At 46.0% G+C, this 21,423-nt stretch carries 19 protein-coding genes, 1 tRNA gene and 2 rRNA genes (1 of these 22 running past the window's edge); 5 read left to right on the plus strand and 17 right to left on the minus strand.

Annotated elements, in window-relative coordinates; all coding sequences use genetic code 11:
- Positions 1 to 5: 5 nt before the first annotated feature.
- Complete coding sequence (serB, locus tag D3795_RS05745) at positions 6 to 653, minus strand: phosphoserine phosphatase SerB (RefSeq protein ID WP_156266999.1); 648 nt, start codon at positions 651 to 653, stop codon at positions 6 to 8.
- A 178-nt stretch (positions 654 to 831) separates the two neighbouring features.
- Here serB and D3795_RS05750 point away from each other — a divergent pair, with 178 nt between their 5' ends.
- Complete coding sequence (locus D3795_RS05750; RefSeq protein WP_156267001.1) at positions 832 to 1,299, plus strand: hypothetical protein; 468 nt, start codon at positions 832 to 834, stop codon at positions 1,297 to 1,299.
- Here the strand turns inward: D3795_RS05750 and D3795_RS05755 are convergent.
- From D3795_RS05755 to D3795_RS05805, 11 genes are all read right to left on the minus strand, one after another.
- The gene (locus D3795_RS05755) at positions 1,289 to 2,068 is read right to left on the minus strand and encodes a TatD family hydrolase (RefSeq protein ID WP_156267003.1); all 780 of its coding nucleotides are present in this window, start codon (positions 2,066 to 2,068) and stop codon (positions 1,289 to 1,291) included. The two genes, D3795_RS05750 and D3795_RS05755, sit on opposite strands and share 11 nt — an antisense overlap.
- A gap of 23 nt (positions 2,069 to 2,091) precedes the next feature.
- Positions 2,092 to 3,687 (minus strand): peptide chain release factor 3, encoded by a 1,596-nt coding sequence (gene prfC, locus D3795_RS05760; protein WP_156267004.1) that lies wholly within the window; start codon positions 3,685 to 3,687, stop codon positions 2,092 to 2,094.
- A 120-nt stretch (positions 3,688 to 3,807) separates the two neighbouring features.
- Positions 3,808 to 4,449, minus strand: a complete 642-nt coding sequence (locus tag D3795_RS05765) for an SCO family protein (protein ID WP_156267005.1) — start codon at positions 4,447 to 4,449, stop codon at positions 3,808 to 3,810.
- A 2-nt stretch (positions 4,450 to 4,451) separates the two neighbouring features.
- On the minus strand, positions 4,452 to 5,195 hold the full coding sequence (locus D3795_RS05770; RefSeq protein WP_310942464.1) for a formylglycine-generating enzyme family protein: 744 nt from the start codon (positions 5,193 to 5,195) through the stop codon (positions 4,452 to 4,454).
- 17 nt (positions 5,196 to 5,212) lie between these two features.
- Positions 5,213 to 6,361, minus strand: a complete 1,149-nt coding sequence (locus D3795_RS05775) for a multicopper oxidase domain-containing protein (protein ID WP_156267007.1) — start codon at positions 6,359 to 6,361, stop codon at positions 5,213 to 5,215.
- 30 nt (positions 6,362 to 6,391) lie between these two features.
- A complete protein-coding gene (locus D3795_RS05780) occupies positions 6,392 to 6,784 on the minus strand; it encodes a c-type cytochrome (protein WP_156267009.1) in 393 nt (130 codons plus the stop codon).
- A 181-nt stretch (positions 6,785 to 6,965) separates the two neighbouring features.
- The gene (deoD, locus tag D3795_RS05785) at positions 6,966 to 7,670 is read right to left on the minus strand and encodes a purine-nucleoside phosphorylase (RefSeq protein ID WP_156267011.1); all 705 of its coding nucleotides are present in this window, start codon (positions 7,668 to 7,670) and stop codon (positions 6,966 to 6,968) included.
- Between the two features lie 8 nt (positions 7,671 to 7,678).
- Positions 7,679 to 8,899: a phosphopentomutase gene (locus D3795_RS05790; protein WP_156267013.1), complete on the minus strand. Its 1,221-nt coding sequence runs from the start codon at positions 8,897 to 8,899 to the stop codon at positions 7,679 to 7,681.
- Between the two features lie 41 nt (positions 8,900 to 8,940).
- The gene (gene deoA / locus D3795_RS05795) at positions 8,941 to 10,263 is read right to left on the minus strand and encodes a thymidine phosphorylase (RefSeq protein WP_156267015.1); all 1,323 of its coding nucleotides are present in this window, start codon (positions 10,261 to 10,263) and stop codon (positions 8,941 to 8,943) included.
- Positions 10,263 to 11,033, minus strand: coding sequence for a deoxyribose-phosphate aldolase (deoC, locus tag D3795_RS05800; protein WP_216648971.1), 771 nt, complete (start codon positions 11,031 to 11,033; stop codon positions 10,263 to 10,265). Before deoC ends, deoA begins: the two co-directional genes overlap by 1 nt.
- Positions 11,030 to 11,458, minus strand: coding sequence for a cytidine deaminase (locus D3795_RS05805; protein ID WP_156267017.1), 429 nt, complete (start codon positions 11,456 to 11,458; stop codon positions 11,030 to 11,032). Before D3795_RS05805 ends, deoC begins: the two co-directional genes overlap by 4 nt.
- 174 nt (positions 11,459 to 11,632) lie before the next feature.
- Between D3795_RS05805 and D3795_RS05810 the strand changes: the two genes are divergently transcribed.
- Both D3795_RS05810 and D3795_RS05815 read left to right on the plus strand, forming a co-directional pair.
- Positions 11,633 to 11,848 carry a YgaP family membrane protein gene (locus tag D3795_RS05810; RefSeq protein WP_156267019.1) on the plus strand — a complete coding sequence of 72 codons (216 nt, stop codon included), beginning with the start codon at positions 11,633 to 11,635 and terminating at the stop codon, positions 11,846 to 11,848.
- A gap of 13 nt (positions 11,849 to 11,861) precedes the next feature.
- Positions 11,862 to 12,179, plus strand: coding sequence for an ArsR/SmtB family transcription factor (locus D3795_RS05815; protein WP_310942463.1), 318 nt, complete (start codon positions 11,862 to 11,864; stop codon positions 12,177 to 12,179).
- Here D3795_RS05815 and rimI read toward each other — a convergent pair.
- From rimI to D3795_RS05830, 3 genes are all read right to left on the minus strand, one after another.
- Positions 12,176 to 12,649 carry a ribosomal protein S18-alanine N-acetyltransferase gene (gene rimI, locus D3795_RS05820; protein ID WP_156267021.1) on the minus strand — a complete coding sequence of 158 codons (474 nt, stop codon included), beginning with the start codon at positions 12,647 to 12,649 and terminating at the stop codon, positions 12,176 to 12,178. The two genes, D3795_RS05815 and rimI, sit on opposite strands and share 4 nt — an antisense overlap.
- Positions 12,646 to 13,056, minus strand: a complete 411-nt coding sequence (locus D3795_RS05825; RefSeq protein WP_156267022.1) for a hypothetical protein — start codon at positions 13,054 to 13,056, stop codon at positions 12,646 to 12,648. The genes rimI and D3795_RS05825 overlap by 4 nt, the downstream gene beginning before the upstream one ends.
- A 50-nt stretch (positions 13,057 to 13,106) precedes the next feature.
- A tRNA-Trp gene (locus tag D3795_RS05830) sits at positions 13,107 to 13,183 on the minus strand.
- Between the two features lie 152 nt (positions 13,184 to 13,335).
- On the opposite strand from D3795_RS05830, the gene D3795_RS05835 reads away from it, so the two are divergent.
- Both D3795_RS05835 and D3795_RS05840 read left to right on the plus strand, forming a co-directional pair.
- Positions 13,336 to 15,111, plus strand: coding sequence for an autotransporter assembly complex protein TamA (locus D3795_RS05835; protein ID WP_156267024.1), 1,776 nt, complete (start codon positions 13,336 to 13,338; stop codon positions 15,109 to 15,111).
- Entirely contained in the window at positions 15,108 to 18,530 is a 3,423-nt protein-coding gene (locus tag D3795_RS05840) for a translocation/assembly module TamB domain-containing protein (RefSeq protein ID WP_156267026.1), read from the plus strand. Before D3795_RS05835 ends, D3795_RS05840 begins: the two co-directional genes overlap by 4 nt.
- 155 nt (positions 18,531 to 18,685) lie before the next feature.
- On the opposite strand, the gene rrf is transcribed toward D3795_RS05840, so the two are convergent.
- Positions 18,686 to 18,800: ribosomal RNA gene (rrf, locus tag D3795_RS05845) — 5S ribosomal RNA — on the minus strand.
- Between the two features lie 131 nt (positions 18,801 to 18,931).
- Positions 18,932 to 21,423, minus strand: a 23S ribosomal RNA gene (locus tag D3795_RS05850); it runs 388 nt beyond the window's last position.

The following is a 21,423-nucleotide window of genomic DNA, read 5'->3' on the forward strand; positions in this document are numbered from 1 at the left end:
TTCCTTTAGCGCTGTTCAAAATAATCAATCACAGCGGACAAATCGGGAGTGTCGATACACAGGTCCGCCACATTTCGAAGCGCCGGCTTCGCGCAAAATGCAATGCCAAAGCCTGCAGCCTCAAGCATTGGAATATCATTTGCACCGTCACCTATTGCTATCGTTTGACTATTCTCTATGCCTAACTCCGTTGCCCAGTTTACTAGGCAATCCGCTTTTGTTTGCGCATCAACAATTGGTTCAGCAACTTCGCCAGTTAAACGGTCAGCGTTCCACAGTAGCGAGTTCGCGTGAAAAAAGTTTAGGCCTAAATGCTCTTGTACCTTATCGGTAAACCAAGTAAAACCACCAGATACCACGCCGACTTGCCATTGATGCTGCTGCAACCAGTTTACGAGTTTTTCGGCGCCAGGTGTAAATGGAATGGGTTCAAATATGGCGTTCATCTGCCGTGCCGTCACACCAGTCAACGCTGCAACTCGCTCCCGCAAGCTTTGGGCGAAATCCAACTCACCTCGCATTGCTCTCTCCGTAATAGCGCTCACTTCGTCCTTACAACCAGCGTGTGCCGCTATTTCATCAATACATTCGATAGTAATTAGGGTCGAATCCATATCAAAAATAACAAGGCCAGGTTTTGAAAAGTCGGGCATGAAAGGTTCGCCTTAAATGTTAAGTAGGTTGCTAAGCACCAGCAATTCAACGTATATTTGCCGCATGATAAAAATCCCTGCTCATGTTAACAGTCTATTCAAGCTTGTCTATCGGCGAGGGCGTCGGTTCGGGCTCGCGATACTGTTGATATTGCTCATCGAGCAGTTTTGGAGTGCCATGCACACCACTAGTTTGCAAGAGTTTCAATCATACAGCCATCAATTAATGAGTTTGACTGCAGAACAAGCAGCAGCCGAAGCTCGTCACTGGATAGCAGTAGATGATACCGACAACCTTGAACAATTGGTGAATCAACTGCAAGTTAAACCGTTTATTGCGGCAGCACAAATCCAAAATCGCTATGGTCAATCAATTACCTCATCGCTTCAACAAGCCGAGAGTGATCAAGTTGAGCAAGCATTAATTTTGGTAGAGGAAGTGATTGATGGCGGTCGTGTTATCGGTTACTTAACGCTGACCGTTGATGAATCATTACTACTTGATGCACCGGTTAAAACCCATGAGTACCTAGCTTTCTACGGTCAATTTTTATTGGGATTTGCAATACTAGCCGGTATTTTCATGGCGATCACGTTTAATCGTTGGCGATACCGACGTTCCCCGCTTTCTGAGACTACCGAGTAAATTCGCCAAATAAACGGCACGTGTTGTTCCAGATCACCTCCGCCAGCTGCTCTATCGGTTCTTCTCGTAATGCACTGAGTTCTTTCAATACCTTATAGCACTGTGCAGGTTCGTTGCGTTGGCCTTGATATCCAGTCAACGGCATATCTGGTGCGTCAGTTTCAAGCACGAGATGATGTATATCGGCTTGCTGAATAGCTTGACGTGTTTTATTGGCTCGTGAATACGTGATAGTTCCCCCAACCCCTAACATAAATCCAAGCTTGGTCCACTCATTGGCTTGCTCGGCACTTCCGGAAAAGGCATGGATGACACCGGGAACCTCCGGTAATTTGTTTCGCACAGGCTTTAAAATTCGAAATAACTCGGGCTGAGTTTTTCGATGGTGTAAAACAATACTGCGTTTAAACGCTACAGCTAAATCAACTTGGGCAGCGAATAGTTCGTCTTGCTTTTTGTAATCGTTAATCTCGGCATCTAAGCCAATTTCTCCCACCACTGCGTGTGGAAATTTATCTAGTTGCTGCGCCAACCACTCAATGTCGGAGGCTTGGTGTTGATCAATAAAATAAGGATGCAGTCCGTATCCTTCGATAATTTCTATCGGCGGACAATCGTTGATCCAGCGTTTATCAATGCTTAATTGACGGGTGACACCAGGAACGAAAAGTCGCTTTACAGCCTGCTGCGCAGCTTGTTGCATCACGGCTTTTCGGTCGTGTTGAAAGGCGTCAAAATTAATATGACAGTGACTATCAAATAATTTCACGACGCCTCCTATTGGGCTGTTGTTTAGTGCTCCCGCGTATGACTAAAGACGATATCTGGATAGCGCTCGGTAGCCAAACTCAAATTCACCATGGTCGGTGCAATATAAGTTAAATTGTCACCACCATCGAGGGCAAGGTTTGATTCTGCTTTACGGCGAAAATCGTCGAGTTTCTTTGCATCGCTGCAACTAACCCAACGCGCCGTCGCAACGTTGATACTCTCGTAAACTGCATCGACGTTATATTCGGACTTCAATCGATGAACAACCACATCAAACTGCAACACACCCACAGCGCCAACAATTAAATCATTGTTACTAAGTGGGCGGAAAACCTGTACTGCACCTTCTTCGGACAGCTGTACCAAACCTTTGAGCAACTGCTTTTGCTTCAACGGATCTTTTAAGCGAATACGACGGAAAAGCTCCGGCGCAAAGTTCGGAATACCACTGAACTTAAACTGCTCACCACCGGTAAAGGTATCACCAATTTGAATGGTACCGTGGTTGTGTAAACCAATAATGTCGCCAGGATAAGCCTCTTCAACTTGCTCACGATCACCGGCCAAAAAGGTTAACGCATCAGCAATACGAACGTCTTTACCAATTCGCACTTGATGCATCTTCATGCCCTTTTCATACTTACCTGAAACGATACGCATGAATGCCACACGGTCGCGGTGTTTCGGATCCATGTTCGCCTGAATTTTGAAAACGAAGCCAGAAAAATCTGGGTGAGTTGCCGGAATTGCTTTGCCATCATCGGTTTCGCGCGAAAGCGGTGTTGGCGCCCAATCCACAAGACCATCCAGCATATGGTCAACACCAAAGTTACCTAATGCCGTACCGAAATAGACAGGCGTTAATTCACCAGCTAAAAACATCTCAAGGTCAAAACTATTCGAAGCCCCTTTCACCAATTCAATTTGCATCCGCAATTCGTCTGCAAAGTCGCCAATGCGTGAATCCAGCTCAGGGTTATCTAAACCTTTAATGACATCCAACTCTTGAATGCGATGACCCTGACCGGTTTTGTAAAAAATCACCTCGTCATTAAGGAGGTGATAGACCCCCTTAAAGTTTTTGCCAGAACCGATTGGCCAAGTAATTGGCGCACACATAATATTCAAAACATTCTCAACTTCATCCAATAATTCCAACGGATCGCGGATATCACGGTCGAGTTTGTTCATAAAGGTGATGATTGGTGTATCACGCAGACGTGTTACTTCCATGAGTTTAATGGTGCGGTCTTCGACACCTTTCGCGCCGTCAATCACCATAAGGCAAGAGTCGACCGCCGTTAGTGTGCGGTAGGTATCTTCGGAAAAGTCTTCGTGACCTGGGGTATCAAGCAAGTTGACCAAGGCATTGCGATACGGGAATTGCATCACCGATGTCGTGACCGAGATCCCCCGCTCTTTTTCCATTTCCATCCAGTCAGATTTCGCATGCTGACCCGATTTCTTGCCTTTCACAGTTCCAGCTTTTTGTAGCTTTTGTCCGTGTAACAATACTTTTTCAGTAATGGTCGTTTTACCCGCATCAGGGTGCGAGATAATAGCGAACGTACGTCGCTTGGCGACTTCTTTGGCGATAGCTTTGGCCAGATCTGACATGCTGAACTCTTTTTCCTAATGGATAAGTCAATATAAAGACAATAAATACGAAAGTGCCGCGAATTCTAACCGAATTCGCGGCACTTTTGTACGATTAACTCAAATTGAGAGTCGGCAGTTTTAGTGGTGCAACAAATGATTCTCATCAATAATTTTCACCAGTGCATTCACTGCATCTTCAACTGGTCGATTCAAACCTTCTACACGTTCAACGACACGACCATGTACATCAAGAACAGTAACCAAGTTGCTATGGTCAAAATCACCGTCAGAACGCTTACGATAACGAACGCCTAGCAACGTTGCTAAGGCGCGAATGTTGTTGTCATCACCATGAAGAAATGTCCAAACGTCGTCACCCAAATTGTATTTCTTTGCATATTCAGCCAATGCAGCTGGAGTGTCACGGTCCTCATCAAAACTGACCATCACTAATTTAACTTCTTGCTTGTAGGCTTCTGGCAGAGCCTCAAAAATACGACGTGCATCGTTCACTAGTACCGGACAAGCTGTGGTGCAACTACCATAAATCATGGAAATAACGACCGGCTGGCCTTGGAAATTTGCTAGCGTTAATGACTCGCCAGTATGTGCTTGCCACTCACCATCTAAATGATAAATAGAATGCTCTTTATTTACCGGTTCAGCCTTGAACGTTGTGTGATTCTTATGATCATGATGATTATGTTGACTGTGATCTTGTGCCACAGCGACACCAGAACCCAAAAGCATGACGGATAAAGCAAAGATTAAGTTTTTCATGATCATTTCTCCATATCGTAAGCACAGCGGAAGCCTAAAGTGCTGGTTGTGCTTTGTGGGCGATAGTTGCTACGCGATTGATACCGAAAAAACGTTGCGTAGCTCGCATCACCAAAATCAGCCATAAATCTTGCGCTGTCGCCGCAAGAGCCGGCGAGTAAATCATTGTTGTCACCATTTGTTAGCAACAACTGATAATCTTCAACCCACTCGTTCACACGGTTGTGCATGTATTCAAGATGTTCGATATTCGCATCCACGTCTTGCTTGCTATAGGCCGTTGGGTTGCTGTTTCGTGCAAACAACATCTGTGCGTATTCTTTGTCGCTCAAGTTTTGTTGCTGCAAATAATAATTCGATGCGTATTCCCATTCATCGAGTGTTGGTAAGCGTCCGCTTTGTGCATCACAGTAAGCACGCGCCGCAAACCAAGATACTTGTGTGACGGCCTTACTCTCAAAGCCCGCCGGTAGTTCTTCATTGCCAGGCCAACTCTTCAAATAATTTCCGTCATGGAAAATCGCGGCAATGTTATCGCGTTGCCATTTCTCGTTTTCCGATACAAACTCCAGATATTGCGCATAAGTGACTGGTGCTGCATCTAGCTTGAACGCAGGCATCACCACAACCTCAACGGTTTCATCAAGTAGTACCGCAGGCTTATATTCACCAGCGGGAATGATGACCGGCTCGGCGGCTGCTTGCGCAGCCACCACCATACTCAAAACACTCAGCCACTTATACATAATCAACTCCTGTTGACTTATTTCTTACGAGGGCCTGCGTATAACGCGCCAGCGGCACCGCGCTCAGCATCTGCAAACTCATGGTCTACCAGTTTGTAAACACCTTCTTCTGGAACAATGAATTCAACAGTTGCACTGCTACTCGCACCAAGCAACACAGTCTGCATGCCATACCAAGTATTACGTGGGTCACCTTCGGCCCATACTTTATCGAAAATTGCACCGATAACGTGGAAGCTTGAAGTGCCTGACGGGCCTGCATTCAAGAAGTGAATACGCACACGGTCACCTGCATTAGACTTCAATGGGTTCTCGCTCAAAGCTGAAACGTGACCGTTGAATACAACGTGACTTGGGTCGCGCGCTAATGCTGCAGAGTGGTCGTAAATATAGTCTTCGCCCATTTGCTCAAGGTACATCTCTGATTGAACAATCACGTACTCTTGGTCAACTTCTTTATCAGTTGGGTAACCTTCTTTTGGCGATACAACCACAGCACCATATTGACCCATTGCAGTGTGCATCAGAACGCTTGAAGTACCGCAGTGATACATGTAAGTACCGGCATAGTTCGCAATCCATTCAAATTCGATAGTTTCGCCCGGAGCGATAGTCGCCCACTTGTCATTCGCTGCGACAGTACCGCTATGGAAATCCATAGAGTGTGGCATTGGTGCAACAACCGGTTGATGCTTCTGTAATTGGTTCGCTGCAATTTGATCAAAGTAAGGTGAAGCACCTTTGAATGGTTTAGTAATCACAACTTCTTCAGTTGAACGGTTCTTCATTTTGAACACCACGCGGTCGCCTTCACGTACGTGAAGTACCGGACCTGGTACGCTACCACCGAAAGTCCATGCGTTGTAGCTAACACCCGGCGCTACTTCAACTTTCTGTGAAAACACGTCCATACGAACTTCGTGTTCCTTGTTACCTTTGTAATCGAGTTCAGCTAAATGCGGAACCATGGTCACATAGTCGCCGACTACCGCTGGACCGTTGTAATCATCACGATAAATTTTGGCTTTTGGCATACCGTAAATTTTGCCGTCAATGACGTACTCACTGTCATGTTTCAACGGTACGTTTGCTTCGGCGATAACAGGTAAGCCTGCAAAAGAGACGAGTAAGGCACTTGCAACTGCACTTTTAATGAAGGTTTTCATAATAATACTCCAATGTATTGAATTTAATTCTTAACGCACTGCTTTAACTTCAGCGGCTGAAACTTCTTTGCTTCCGCTTGCGAATTTTCTGTTGACGTAATTAACTACCGCAGCAATGTCAGCATCTGACAAATAAGCCATCGGCGGCATCATGCCGTTGTATTCAGCACCATTGACGGTGACTTTCCCTGACTTACCTTTCACGATAGTTTCAGCAATGTAGGCTGGCTTATCAGTAATGTTTGAGTTACCCGCCAAAGGAGGGAATACAGCTGCCATACCTTGGCCATTGGCCTGGTGACATGCCATACAATTTTTCTTGTAAACCGCTTCACCTGCATCGGCTTGTGCGCCTGCGGAGAAAAGAGCAAAAATTGAAGCTGCTGCAAAAATGCCTGATTTGAATTTATTCATGTTAGTCATCGTAATACCCCTATTCGAAGTCTTTGTTTGATGACTATAGATTAGCGAATTGACGGGCTTTTACGAGTGAAATGAAGGAGTAAACGAGGGCTACCACTTTTAGGTTAAACCCTCTATTACTGATAGTATGAAAGAGGAGTATTAATTAGTTTTATTTATGATTTAATTGTTTTTTTAACAATTAAATAAGGGCATCAAGGGCCAATTCAACCATGGCATGAAAACCTAATTGGCGTTCATCAGAGCTCAATGCCTCGCCTCGAACAATATGATCCGAAACCGTCAGTACTGTCAGGGCTGCAACACCGTGTTCAGCCGCAACACCATATAGCCCAGCTGCTTCCATTTCGACGCCCAAGATGCCCATTTGTTGGAATCGTTGCCGCAGTGCGGGATCTGCCTGATAAAATAAATCAGCCGAAAATACGTTGCCTACGCGAACATCTATTGACGTGCTTTCTGCGTGACTCACTACTTGACGCAATAACTCGAAGTCAGCAATGGCGGCGAAGTCAAAGTTGTTGAAGCGTTGCCGATTGACGCCAGAATCGGTACATGCGCCTTGCGCCAAGATAATATCGTGTAACTGAATATCTGGCATAACTGCGCCACAACTGCCGACACGAACGAGCTTCGACACGCCGTAATGGCGGATCAATTCGGTGGCGTAAATAGAACAAGATGGAATACCCATGCCGGTACCCATAACGGACACGGGTTGCCCTTTGTAGGTACCCGTGAAGCCCAACATGTTACGAACATCGGTAACACACTGTGCGTTTTCCAAAAATTGCTCCGCAATAAACTTGGCGCGTAACGGGTCGCCGGGCAATAAACACAGTTCGGCAAAAGCACCTTCAGGTGCGTTGATATGAGGTGTTGTCATAGTTTTAGCTACTTAGTTAAGAAGGATTGACCATAATTCATTAATGGTAACCCTAACCACGCTGCAATCGATTGACCAATATCAGCAAAGCTCTCTCGTCGGCCCATTGAGCCAGGTTCAATATTTCTCCCATACGCAAGAACCGGAACATATTCGCGGGTGTGATCGGTGCCCGGCCAAGTCGGGTCGCAACCATGATCGGCAGTCAAAATTAACATGTCGTCTGGTTGCAGAGATGACATTAGCGCTGGTAGCAGTTGATCAAATTGCTCAAGTGCTGCCGCATAGCCACTCACATCACGTCGATGGCCATAATCGCTGTCAAAATCAACTAAGTTGGTGAAAATTATCGAGTGTTCCGGTGCTTTTTGAATTTGTTCAATTGTCGCATCAACCAAAGCCGGAATACCTGTTGCTTTGTATTTTTTGGTGATTCCTTGATGCGCGAAAATATCGGCTATTTTCCCTATACTAATTACTTCACCACCATCGTTAACCAATCGGTCTAGCACGGTTAACTCTGGCGGTGGCACCGCATAATCGCGTCGATTTCCGGTACGTTTGAAATTCGAGCTTTTATCGCCGACAAACGGACGTGCGATGACTCGACCAACATTGTATGGTTCAAGTAGTCGTCGTACGCTCTCGCACAATTGATAAAGCTTATCTAATCCAAAACTCTCTTCATGACAGGCAATTTGAAATACCGAGTCTGCTGAAGTATAAAAAATGGGCTTACCGGTGCGCATATGCTCTTCGCCCAGCTCAGCAATAATTGTGGTTCCTGAGGCATGGCAGTTACCTAAATACCCCGGCAAATTGGCCTCTTCAACAATTTTGTCGAGTAATTCTTGCGGGAACGAGTTGGTTGGCTCTAAAAAGTATCCCCAGTCGAATAAAACTGGCACCCCTGCCATTTCCCAATGACCCGAAGGCGTGTCTTTCCCCGACGACAACTCCTGCGCCCAACCAAAACTTCCGATAATTTCATCTGCAGGCTCAATTCCAGCAGGCTGTTCGCCAGTCGCACCATAATAAGCTTCGGCTAAGCCTAATTTAATCAAGTTCGGTATTTCAAGAGGTCCAGAGCGCCCATTGTCTGCGCGCCCCGCTGCAGCCTCGGCCGCGATATGGCCGAATGTGTCCGCACCTTCATCACCGAATTTATCAGCATCGGCAGCTGCACCAATACCGAATGAATCTAGCACGACAATAATGGCACGGGACATGTAATTAACCTCTTGTGGCGAATATTCGATGTGCGAATGGACTAGTTACGGATGTACTGATGAATGACAACATTGTCGCCCGTTGCTTCATTAGCAACCGTCACGGCGCGACGCAAACGTTCAGCTGCACTTTCCCACGAAGCTTCGTCTCGCGCATAGAGCATAGCGATTGGTGCTTGCTGATCAACAAAGTCATTCAGCCCGACAATCGCATCTAAACCTACGCCAAAATCGAGTTCATCTGAGCTTCGCTGTCTACCCCCGCCAAGTGCGACGACCGCCATTCCCACTGCGCGGGTATCGATATGAGTAACATAGCCTGAAGTTGGCAAAAATACAGGTTTAGCAACAGGTGCCAATGGTAAGTGATTGGCATAATTTCTTAGTAAATCTCCAGGACCGCCAAGTTCTGTCACCATTTTAGCGAACCGTTCAGCAGCTGCACCGCTATTGAGGGCTTTGAGAACCTTTTCACGAGCAAGCTCTTCGGTATCAGCAAGGCCACCTAGAACAAGCATTTCCGCGCAAAGTGCCACGGTGACTTCGTGTAACCGAGGCGCCTGATAATCGCCAGTGAGATATCGTATTGCTTCACGAACCTCAATTGCGTTGCCGGCAGATTTCGCCAACACTTCATTCATATCAGTCAATATTGCCGATGTCGGCAAACCAGCACCATTCGCTACAGTCACGAGACTATTCGCCAACTCGGTAGCCTGCTCAACATTCTGCATCACCGCGCCATTACCGACTTTCACGTCAAGTACTAGGCTCTCAAGGCCTGCGGCCAATTTCTTAGACAGAATTGATGCTGTTATAAGGGGGACAGATTCAACCGTCGCCGTAATATCGCGGGTAGCATAAAAGCGCTTATCCGCTGGAGCTAGATCACCGGTTTGCCCGATAATCGCAACACCGGTGCTTTTAACGACACGACGAAACTCATCAAGGGTCGGTACTGTTTGATAACCTGGTATCGAATCCATTTTATCGAGTGTACCACCTGTATGACCAAGACCTCGGCCGGAAATCATTGGCACGTAACCGCCGCAGGCAGCAACAATCGGGCCAAGCATTAAGCTCACGACATCGCCGACACCACCGGTAGAGTGCTTGTCTAACACTGGCCCATCAAGTTTCATTGCCCGCCAATCAAGGACAGTTCCAGAGTCACGCATTGCCAATGTCAAAGCCACGCGTTCATCGGCATTCATCCCCTGAAAATAAACCGCCATTGCCAATGCTGATATTTGGCTTTCTGAAATAGAACCGGTGGTAATTCCATTGACGAAAAATCGAATTTGTTCGTCGCTTAATACGCCACCATCGCGTTTAATGCGGATAATTTCTTGCGGTAAATACATTAGTAGCCGTCCTTTTCCACTGCTTCGGCGTCACTCAAGGTGTTAAGTAAATTGCCAAGTAAGCTGCTCGCACCAAATCGGAAGTTATCTGCACAGACCCACTGCGCCCCCATAATGGATGCTGCAAGCTCGAGATACTTTGCTGCATCTTCAGCGGTACGAACACCGCCGGCAGCCTTAAACCCGCATTGTGCGCCACTGTTTTGTATGGCTTTGAGCATTATTTCAGTAGCTTCTAACGTTGCATTCACTGGCACTTTGCCAGTTGATGTTTTGATGAAATCAGCTCCAGCAGCAATCGCAATTTCACTTGCCTGGCGAATCAACTCAGCTGTTTTCAGTTCGCCACTTTCTATAATCACTTTTAACTTGGCTTTTTCCGCACATGCGGCTTTACAAGCTTTTACCAAGTTAAAGCCAACTTGCGAATCACCGCCAATAAGTGCTTTATAGGGAAATACCACATCAACTTCGTCAGCTCCGGCTGCAACGGCTCGCTCAGTTTCAGCTTGAGCTCTATCAACATTCTCAGAACCTTCCGGGAAATTGGTTACGGTGGCAACTTTTACCGAGTTCAGACCAAGTCGTGAGAGTTCAAGTTTGCTCCACACAACCATTTCTGGATAAACACAAATTGCAGCAGGCGATCCAAAATCGGTTTTTGCAGCCGCACACAGCTTCGAAATAGTTTCTACCGAATCGTCATTATTCAGAGAGGTTAAGTCCATCAATTGAATTGCGCGCTGCGCGGCGTCTTTCATTGTCATCATTTGCTATTTCTATATTCGTTGATATCAAAATGGAAAGCATTCGGTAATAATGAGGCAACCGTCCATTGTTCAAAACCATTGTCACAAGTTGAAATGACGGGCGTATCGGCACTCAAAAACTCAGCTAGAACTTGGCGACACGCGCCACAAGGTGAATAGACTTGATCGCTCGGTGTGTAGATAACGACTTGCTTAATTGTTTTAGGATTAATACCTTGCGCAATGGCAGTGAATATCGCCGTGCGCTCGGCACAGTTCGATAATCCATAGGAGACATTTTCGACATTGCAACCACGGACAACGTCGCCCGTATCAGTCACCAAAACTGCGCCAACTTTGAATTGGCTGTAAGGTGCATAAGCATGTTCTGCCGACGCTTGTGCTAGAGCCTTGATCGAATTAATTTCTGCTTGTTCAATACTCATAAGACGTTACATTAGTGTATGGCAGTAAAGCTTACCCCGATATTGGCGTGAATCCAAGTACACCAAAAGGGGGAGGTTAATTTAGATTTTACTAAATTAATGACCATGATCACTTTCCGAAATAGAAAATTAGAGCTATATTATTTTAGTAGTTCCTAAATTAAGGAGGTTCTCATGAGTGTAGAAAAAGCTTTGACTGCCTTTGCCGGCTTTATGGTGTTATTATCTGTCGCCTTGACCGTTTGGGTCCATCCGAGTTGGGTATGGTTAACTGTGTTTGTTGGTGCTAATTTATTCCAACAATCGTTCACTGGCTTTTGTCCTGCCAGTATTTTTCTAAAGAAAGTATTTAATTTAAAAACCGAGCGCGAGTTAGCGCTGCAGAAATAAAGAGAGAAACGCTATGAGCATGCTGATGGATGCTGAAATGCAAACTGGTGAAGCACAAAATGCTGCGGCATTTTTACGCTCCATCGCCAATGAACACCGTTTACAAATTTTGTGTCATCTTGCTGGTGGCGAAAAAAGTGTCGGTGAATTAAATAAGCATTTCCCGCTCAGCCCATCAGCATTCTCTCAACATTTAGCCGTGTTGCGTGAGCAAGGTCTAGTGAAGTTTCGCAAACAGGCACAAACCATTTATTATTCAATCAATGACCCTGACACAATGCAATTTATGCAGCTACTTCGAAGCAAATTTTGTCCAACGTTTGCTGATTAATCAGACACCTCGTTAGTAGTAGAGCGCTGCATAACAATGGCATCTTCACGCCCACCCGATGCCGTTGGATAATACGCCTTGCGACGCCCAAGATTTTTAAAGCTGAGCTTCGTGTAGAGATCAATCGCTGGTTGGTTTGATTCGCGAACTTCAAGAAATACACTCGCATTATTGGCTACCGCTAGAGCGCAAACATAGCCAACGAGTTTCTCACCCAATCCTTGTCGCTGAAACGCTGATGAAACAACGACATTCATAATCGTCCACTCATCCGGTATTGGCTGATGAACAATTATAAACCCCAATAACTGCTGAGTTTCATTGCTGTACACCCCAAAATTTTGATAGCCATGCGAAAAACACGATTTTAATGTCTCTATCGGCCAAGGAAGTTGGTTTGTTTTAGTTTCAATTGCAGCTATTTCAGGCATCCAGGTCTTTAGTTCAACAATTGAAGTTGCGGTAATCATGAGGCGTTCTGTTGAATTTGGTTCCAGAGCTTGGCTTTCACCATTGCCGGAATCGTTTCTTGAATTCCGACGTTAAACGTGACAATAAAAGCTTTATCCCACTGCTCTTTACTGGCGCTAGGTACCTCAGCGATAACCGCAGATGAGGCTTGACCTAAGGCCAGTGCGAAATCAACCAGCCATTGTGGATGATTAACTGGAAGACGCTCAGCAAATAATAAAAGCCACGGACCTAGACGGTAACCGTGAGATAACTCCGCTGAGGGCTGCTTCTCATCCAAGCTTTTTGTCGTCGAATTGGGTGTTGCCAAATTAGCGTCCGTCAAATACGCGCGCTTCTGCCACAACGGCAAACCGAGTGCTGCGAGAGCATTTTTTTGAGATTTATTGAAGATATTTTTTGTCATGCGCTTAGCCTAGCCCAAACGCCTTCTTTTAGGAAGATCTTGAAAGGAAATGGCAGGGGTGGAGGGATTCGAACCCCCAACCGTCGGTTTTGGAGACCGCTGTTCTACCAATTGGAACTACACCCCTGCAATCAAGGTCTGAATTATACTGCCCAATCTCGCACAGGCAAGCGATTTATGCGCTACAGATTGTTGACTGCGGGATTTTTCACCACTTATCGCAAAGTGCGGTGTTATACTAAATTTTATTAAACACTTACTGAAAGGTATTTCTGCTTTATGAGTGTACGCGTTGTGCAAGGATTGCTTGCTCTCTTTCTTATGTTGTTTAGTCTGCCAGTCATTTCGCAGACTACATGGCAGCCGCCTGATGCCAAATTGGCAATCAAGATTGATGGCATTGAAGGCGAATTGCTTTCAAACGCACGTATTTTTCTCAGCCTAAAAACACTTGAAGGTGAAACCGTTCCTTCGATTTTTCGAGTTCGATATCTCACCAGAATCGGTGAACAAGAAATACGCAACGCATTAGAGCCTTTTGGTTTTTATAACGCCAATGTAACCAGTGAAATTGATGAAAACGAAGATATTTGGACCGTGCGCTATATCGTCGATATTGGGCCGGTGACAACTTACGATCGTGTCGATATTCAACTCGTTGGAAACGCACAAAATGACTCAGCCTTTCAGAAATTACTTCAGACACAAAAGCCTTATTCTGGACAAGTCTTTAATCATGTCGCCTATGAGAGATTCAAAGCCAATCTCAGAAATCTAGCAGCAGAGCGAGGTTATTATGATGCATCATTTACAGAACACACCGTCAAAGTAGAAACGACTCAGCAAGTTGCTAATGTTTCGCTAGTATTTGATTCTGGCGAACGTTATTTATTTGGCGATACAACCTTTTGTTGTGCATTTCTTGGCGCCCCGTTGCTAGAAAGGTTCGTTCAATATAGATCTGGCGAGCCTTTTAACACACGGAACTTACTAGACTTGCAGGTTGATCTAGCCGGTAGTGACTATTTTAATCGAGTTGAAGTATCACCTCAGTGGCAAAATACTGAAGACAATCGTGTTCCAATAGATGTCGCACTTACTCCAAATGAACGAGACCGATATCAAGTTGGTTTAGGTTATGGTACCGACACCGGTGCCCGCATTACATTGGGTTTTGATCGGCGTTGGGTTAATGATCGAGGACATCGGTTAAGTAGTGTTATTCGATTATCTGAAGTTCAGAATACTGGTTTTGTTAGCTATATTATTCCAGGCAATAACCCAGCCCGAGATTCATATAGCTTTAATGGCGAAATTACGGACCGTTCATTCGAAGAACAACGTTCAACGCTGTATCGCACATCATTTAAAGATCTTCGTCACTATGATCGCTGGCACCGTACCTATCAACTCGCTTATCAACGTGAAGACTTTGCATTTGGTGACGAACCGACTGAATCATCAAGCTTTCTGATTCCATCAATTGAATGGAGCTTGATCGAAAGTTCAAATTTACCCGAGAATCGAAACATTATCGATGACGGTTATCGGGTATCAATCATGTTACAAGGTGCTCATGAAACCGCGCTAGCCGATACTACTTTTGCCTCGATTAAAGTTGGCGCAAAATGGATTCATCGAATCAATGAAGAATGGCGTATTTTGCTTCGTAGTGAAGTTGGCGCGTTACGAGCAGACAATTTTGAATCGCTTGGCCCAACTCTGCGATTTTTCGCTGGCGGTGATCATAGTGTCCGAGGTTATGCCTATCAACAATTAGGCCCAGAAAATGCAGATGGTGTCGTCGTCGGTGGAAAATATATGACCGCAAGCTCAGTTGAGGTCGATTACTCATTCAAGCCGAATTGGCGCGTGGCATTATTTACCGATATCGGGAATAGCATGATGCACTGGGATGAACGGTTGAAACAAACGGTAGGGTTTGGTTTTCGTTGGGTTTCGCCCATTGGCCCAGTCCGACTTGATTTAGCAATGGCATTAGATGAACCAAGCAAACCTTGGCGACTTCACTTAACGCTGGGTCCTGATCTATGAAGTTTATTAAATATCTAGCTTGGACAATTATTGCGTTATTTGTGCTGATACCCAGCACTTTTGCTGTATTAGTCATGACCTCAACCGGCTCACAGTTTGTCATTGAACAGTCGGCACGGTTAGCTGGTATTGATTTAGAATTCGATTCATTAGACGGTAATTTAGTCAGTCAATTGACGCTAACAAATCTCAAGATACAAAAAGCGCCATGGCAGATGCGTATTGAGTCATTAACGCTTGAGTGGCAGCCTTCGCAACTGATAGATCGGGCGATTGTATTTAAGAAAATTGAAAGCCGGTCGTTTCTTTTTGAAATGACGACAACAGATGCGACTTCTACCTCATCGGATGCGATCGAATTACCACAAATAAAGCTCCCTATTGCCTTTATTGTTGACGACTTTAGCGCCCATACGAACACCTTAGTTTTGAATGATGCTCGCCACCAACTACCCAATATTGATAGTCGCTTTGATTGGCGTGATTCAAAAGTCAGCATCAAACAACTCACTATCGATTATCAGCGGATAACCACCTCAATGACGGGTTCGGTTACAACACAACATGACTATCCGATGAATTTCGAGTTAACTTGGCAAGTCAGCAACCCAATAGCGAAATCAACGATTGAAGGCGTTACTGGTAAAAGCCGTATTCGTGGAACTATCAACAACCTTGATGCGCTGTCGACGTTCACAGTACCACCACAAACTGATAGTCACAGTGTCTACTTGCAAGTAAAAGATACACTCACCAAAGCCCCTTCATGGTTGGCTGAGATCGCCATTAATAAACTCTCGACCGCACCATTACTACCGATTATTTTACCGACTGATTCGCCATGGTATAGCTGGCTCAATAACTCAACTTTGACACTCGAAGCGACCATCGATAATCAGCAAGCAGCAGTTAAAAACTTTGTACTTTCGGGTATTGGTAATAAGCAAGGTGATGTCACATTTAATGGTGTTGTTAATAATTATTTGGCAATCCGTGAAAATTTAAGTGCGGTTGAATTAAGGGGTGCATTGACCAGTAGCAATTTAGCGATACCGACAGAGGCGATAGGTCTGCCACTTAGCATCAACAAGGTTGTTGGTACCATTGAGGGTAGTCTTGAGTCTTTTCAACACAACCTAGATATCGACGCCACTTATAATGACACACTGCCGGCGTTCGTTAAGTTTTCCGGTGACGGCAGTGCAACTCACTTAACGGTTGAACATGCAAAAATCACCTCTGATGCGATAAATGCAGACGTTACATCGACCATAGATTGGGCTTCAGAACTTGCAGTGAAAGCATCGATTCATTCGCTGACAGCGCAACTTGAACAGGTACTGAAACAACCCAGTGATATTGTCGACAAAGAGTTTCGGGCGCTAGGCGAACTTACCTATACTAAGAACCGTTTGTCTGCTGAAAACTTAGTGATTAACTGGGGTGACAACAAAATTAAATTAAATGGCGAAATGACTGAAACGACGCCATTAACTCTATCTTTAAATGTGCCTGATTTATCAACATTAGCTATAAGCGATTACTTCTCTGGTGACCTAGAGGCTACACTCGCTCTATCCGGAAATATGACTGAGCGTCTTAATATACAAGTGAAAGAAATCGCACTTAATCATCGTGATTTTGGAAACTGGACGAATACAGATCAGGGATTAATCTCGATTCCGATAAAAGAGCCACTCGCAACATCGGTAACATCTCTATGCTTTACAGCCAATACAAGACGTGCACCGGCTAACCTATGCCTTGATACATCCGCTGCTAATTCAATACAAACCACAGAAGTTACAGGCCAAAATCTACCTTTGGCATTACTCAACAGATTCCGAGAGTCAGATGTCGCCGAACGAATTTGGGGATTAGCGAGTTTAAATAGCACGATTAGCTACAATACTAACACTTGGACCTTGATAGAAACTGAGGGTGCACTTCGCAGCGAACGTACCATCTTATTTGCGCTTGATGAAGAGATATCCACACGCTTTAAATATTGGCAAATAGATTGGCAAGGAAACTTAGACCGTCTCGAAACTTCTATCACGGCGGAGCTTGAAGAAGATAAAGGCCTAGTTATCGGTGATTTAACCGTCAGTAAAATTACCGGCGCTGCAGACCTTAATGGCGATATCATCATGGAGTTACGTGATCTGACCGTATTGCAGTGGGTGCTGCCAGACCTTCGTTACGAAAATGCGCATGCGCTTGCACAAATTAATATAAAAGGAAGCACTCAAGCGCCCGACATTACCGGGTCAGTTGAGTTAGCGGCACAGGAGATAGGCTTCGCTCAAAGTGGCTTACTACTTACCGATGTACGAATTGCTGCTTTCGATACACCGACTATTGATAATGGCATTACGTTGGACGGACAAGCACAATCTGGTCAAGGTTGGATCAGTATTGCGGGGTTATTAGAACCGTTAAAGCCAGAACTCGAATTGAACATTAAAGGTGAACAGTTCAGAGCAATTCAAATACCAACGGCAACCATAGATATTAGTCCCGATCTTAAAATTACATTAATTGATGAGCGTATTGATGTATCCGGTGAGGTTAAGGTTCCATTTATACGCATTGATCAACCTGAACTTGCTGAAACCGGAGTTACCGCATCTAGTGATGTTCAGGTTTACAAAAATGGAGAGCCGATACGAGAACAGCAAACAACGCTCTATCCAATTTACGCTGATATTCGGGTAACTCTTGGTGACGATATTAAAGTTTCTGGCTTTGGCTTTGAAGGTGAATTAGGCGGTAGTTTACGACTACGTGAAACACCAACACGTGCTTTAACGGCCAGTGGCAATATCTCGGTCAACAAAGGTTTCTATGAAATCTACGGTCAACGCTTAGAGATTGACCGCGGATCGTTAATCTACAACGGTGGGCCTATTGATAACCCTGGATTAGATTTACGTGTGGAACGTTCATCAGAAAACATGTTAGCAACCGAAGATGTGCGCGTTGGAGCTCAGGTAAGTGGCACCCTGCAAGAGCCAGATTTTCGTTTGTACTCAACCCCCGCGATGCCTGACAGCGAAGTCTTATCCTACTTGATTCTTGGACGTGGATCTGGAGCTGCCACGGCCGGCAATGAGAACCTTCAGCTACAGGCGCTTATTTTACTCGGTTCCAAAGGCACTGACTTTATTGGTGAATCGTTACAAGACACCTTCGGGTTTGATGAGTTTGGCATTGACTCAACAATGAATCCTAACGACACCTCTTTTTACATTGGGAAGTATCTTTCTCCTAAGCTTTATGTGAAGTATGGCGTGGGTTTGTTTGAAGATACCAATACTTTTTTAGTGCGCTATTTGTTATCTGAGAAGCTTATTATTGAGACTACGGCAAGTAGTGAAGCGCAAGGTGGTGATATCTTTTACACCATCGAGAAGTAGAGCAAGCGCGAACAGCGTTATTCGTTACTCGTTATTCGTTATTCGTGGTGGGGTTGGCTTTTTCGAATAACCAATAACGACTAACCAATAACGCTTTTTGGGGTTCTTAAACGAAAAAACCCCGAGCGTTAGCTCGGGGTCTCGTCGTATTTGAAGCCTGGCAGTGTCCTACTCTCACATGGGGAAGCCCCACACTACCATCGGCGCTGAAGCGTTTCACTACTGAGTTCGGAATGGATCAGGTGGTTCCACTTCGCTATGGCCGCCAGGCAAAACTGTTAAACAATATAAACGCGCTGATTGTTTCTTCAATACGGTAATGAACCACTCTACAGAGCCATTCTTTGGTAAAAGCTCGAACTTGTGCCTTGGCTCACAGCCATAAACACCTTCGGTGTTGTATGGTTAAGCCTCACGGGCAATTAGTACGGGTTAGCTCAACGCATTACTACGCTTCCACACCCCGCCTATCAACGTTGTAGTCTCCAACAACCCTTCAGGACAATTACATGTCAGTGAGAGCTTATCTTGAGGCTCGCTTCCCGCTTAGATGCTTTCAGCGGTTATCGATTCCGAACATAGCTACCGGGCAGTGCCACTGGCGTGACAACCCGAACACCAGAGGTTCGTTCACTCCGGTCCTCTCGTACTAGGAGCAACCCCTCTCAACTCTCAAACGCCCACGGCAGATAGGGACCGAACTGTCTCACGACGTTCTAAACCCAGCTCGCGTACCACTTTAAATGGCGAACAGCCATACCCTTGGGACCGACTACAGCCCCAGGATGTGATGAGCCGACATCGAGGTGCCAAACACCGCCGTCGATATGAACTCTTGGGCGGTATCAGCCTGTTATCCCCGGAGTACCTTTTATCCGTTGAGCGATGGCCCTTCCATTCAGAACCACCGGATCACTATGACCTGCTTTCGCACCTGCTCGACGTGTCTGTCTCGCAGTTAAGCTGGCTTGTGCCATTACACTAACCGTACGATGTCCGACCGTACTTAGCCAACCTTCGTGCTCCTCCGTTACTCTTTGGGAGGAGACCGCCCCAGTCAAACTACCCACCAGGCACTGTCCTCGATCCCGATAAGGGACCTAAGTTAGAACATCAAACATACAAGGGTGGTATTTCAAGGATGGCTCCACGTCAACTAGCGCCAACGCTTCATAGCCTCCCACCTATCCTACACATGGAGGTTCAATGTTCAGTGCCAAGCTGTAGTAAAGGTTCACGGGGTCTTTCCGTCTAGCCGCGGGTACACCGCATCTTCACGGCGATTTCAATTTCACTGAGTCTCGGGTGGAGACAGCGTGGCCATGGTTACACCATTCGTGCAGGTCGGAACTTACCCGACAAGGAATTTCGCTACCTTAGGACCGTTATAGTTACGGCCGCCGTTTACCGGGGCTTCGATCAAGAGCTTCGCTTACGCTAACCCCATCAATTAACCTTCCGGCACCGGGCAGGTGTCACACCCTATACGTCATCTTTCGATTTTGCAGAGTGCTGTGTTTTTAATAAACAGTCCCAGCCACCTGGTCACTGCGGCCAGCTCCAGCTCCCCCCGCAAGGGGTTCACTAGCTCTGGCGTACCTTCTCCCGAAGTTACGGTACTATTTTGCCTAGTTCCTTCACCCGAGTTCTCTCAAGCGCCTTAGTATTCTCTACCTGACCACCTGTGTCGGTTTCGGGTACGGTCAACATGTACCTGAAGCTTAGAGGCTTTTCCTGGAAGCAGGGCATCAACAACTTCGCATCCGTGGATGCTCGTCTCGTATCTCAGTCTTAGTCGCCCGGATTTTCCTAAGCAACCAACCTACATACTTTCACCGGGATAACCAACACCCGGCTTGCCTAGCCTTCTCCGTCCCCCCATCGCAGTACATGTCGGTTCAGGAATATTAACCTGATTCCCATCGACTACGCCTCTCGGCCTCGCCTTAGGGGCCGACTTACCCTACCCTGATTAGCATGGGATAGGAAACCTTGGTCTTCCGGCGTGGGGGTTTTTCACCCCCATTATCGTTACTCATGTCAGCATTCGCACTTCTGATACCTCCAGCATGCTTCTCAACACACCTTCAACGGCTTACAGAACGCTCCCCTACCCAGCAACATCGTTGCTGCCGCAGCTTCGGTGCATGGCTTAGCCCCGTTACATCTTCCGCGCAGGCCGACTCGACTAGTGAGCTATTACGCTTTCTTTAAAGGATGGCTGCTTCTAAGCCAACCTCCTAGCTGTCTGAGCCTTCCCACATCGTTTCCCACTTAGCCATGACTTTGGGACCTTAGCTGGCGGTCTGGGTTGTTTCCCTCTTCACGACGGACGTTAGCACCCGCCGTGTGTCTCCCGGATAGTACTCACTGGTATTCGGAGTTTGCATGGGGTTGGTAAGTCGGGATGACCCCCTAGCCCAAACAGTGCTCTACCCCCAGTGGTATTCGTCCGAGGCTCTACCTAAATAGATTTCGGGGAGAACCAGCTATCTCCGGGCTTGATTAGCCTTTCACTCCGATCCACAAGTCATCCCCATCTTTTTCAACAGATGTGGGTTCGGTCCTCCAATTGATGTTACTCAATCTTCAACCTGCTCATGGATAGATCGCCCGGTTTCGGGTCTATACCTTGCAACTAAAACGCCCAGTTAAGACTCGGTTTCCCTACGGCTCCCCTATACGGTTAACCTTGCTACAAAATATAAGTCGCTGACCCATTATACAAAAGGTACGCAGTCACCCTCGAAGGGCTCCTACTGCTTGTACGTAGACGGTTTCAGGTTCTATTTCACTCCCCTCGCCGGGGTTCTTTTCGCCTTTCCCTCACGGTACTGGTTCACTATCGGTCAGTTGGGAGTATTTAGCCTTGGAGGATGGTCCCCCCATATTC

Source organism: Pseudidiomarina andamanensis, assembly GCF_009734345.1.
Taxonomy (GTDB): Bacteria; Pseudomonadota; Gammaproteobacteria; order Enterobacterales; family Alteromonadaceae; genus Pseudidiomarina; species Pseudidiomarina andamanensis.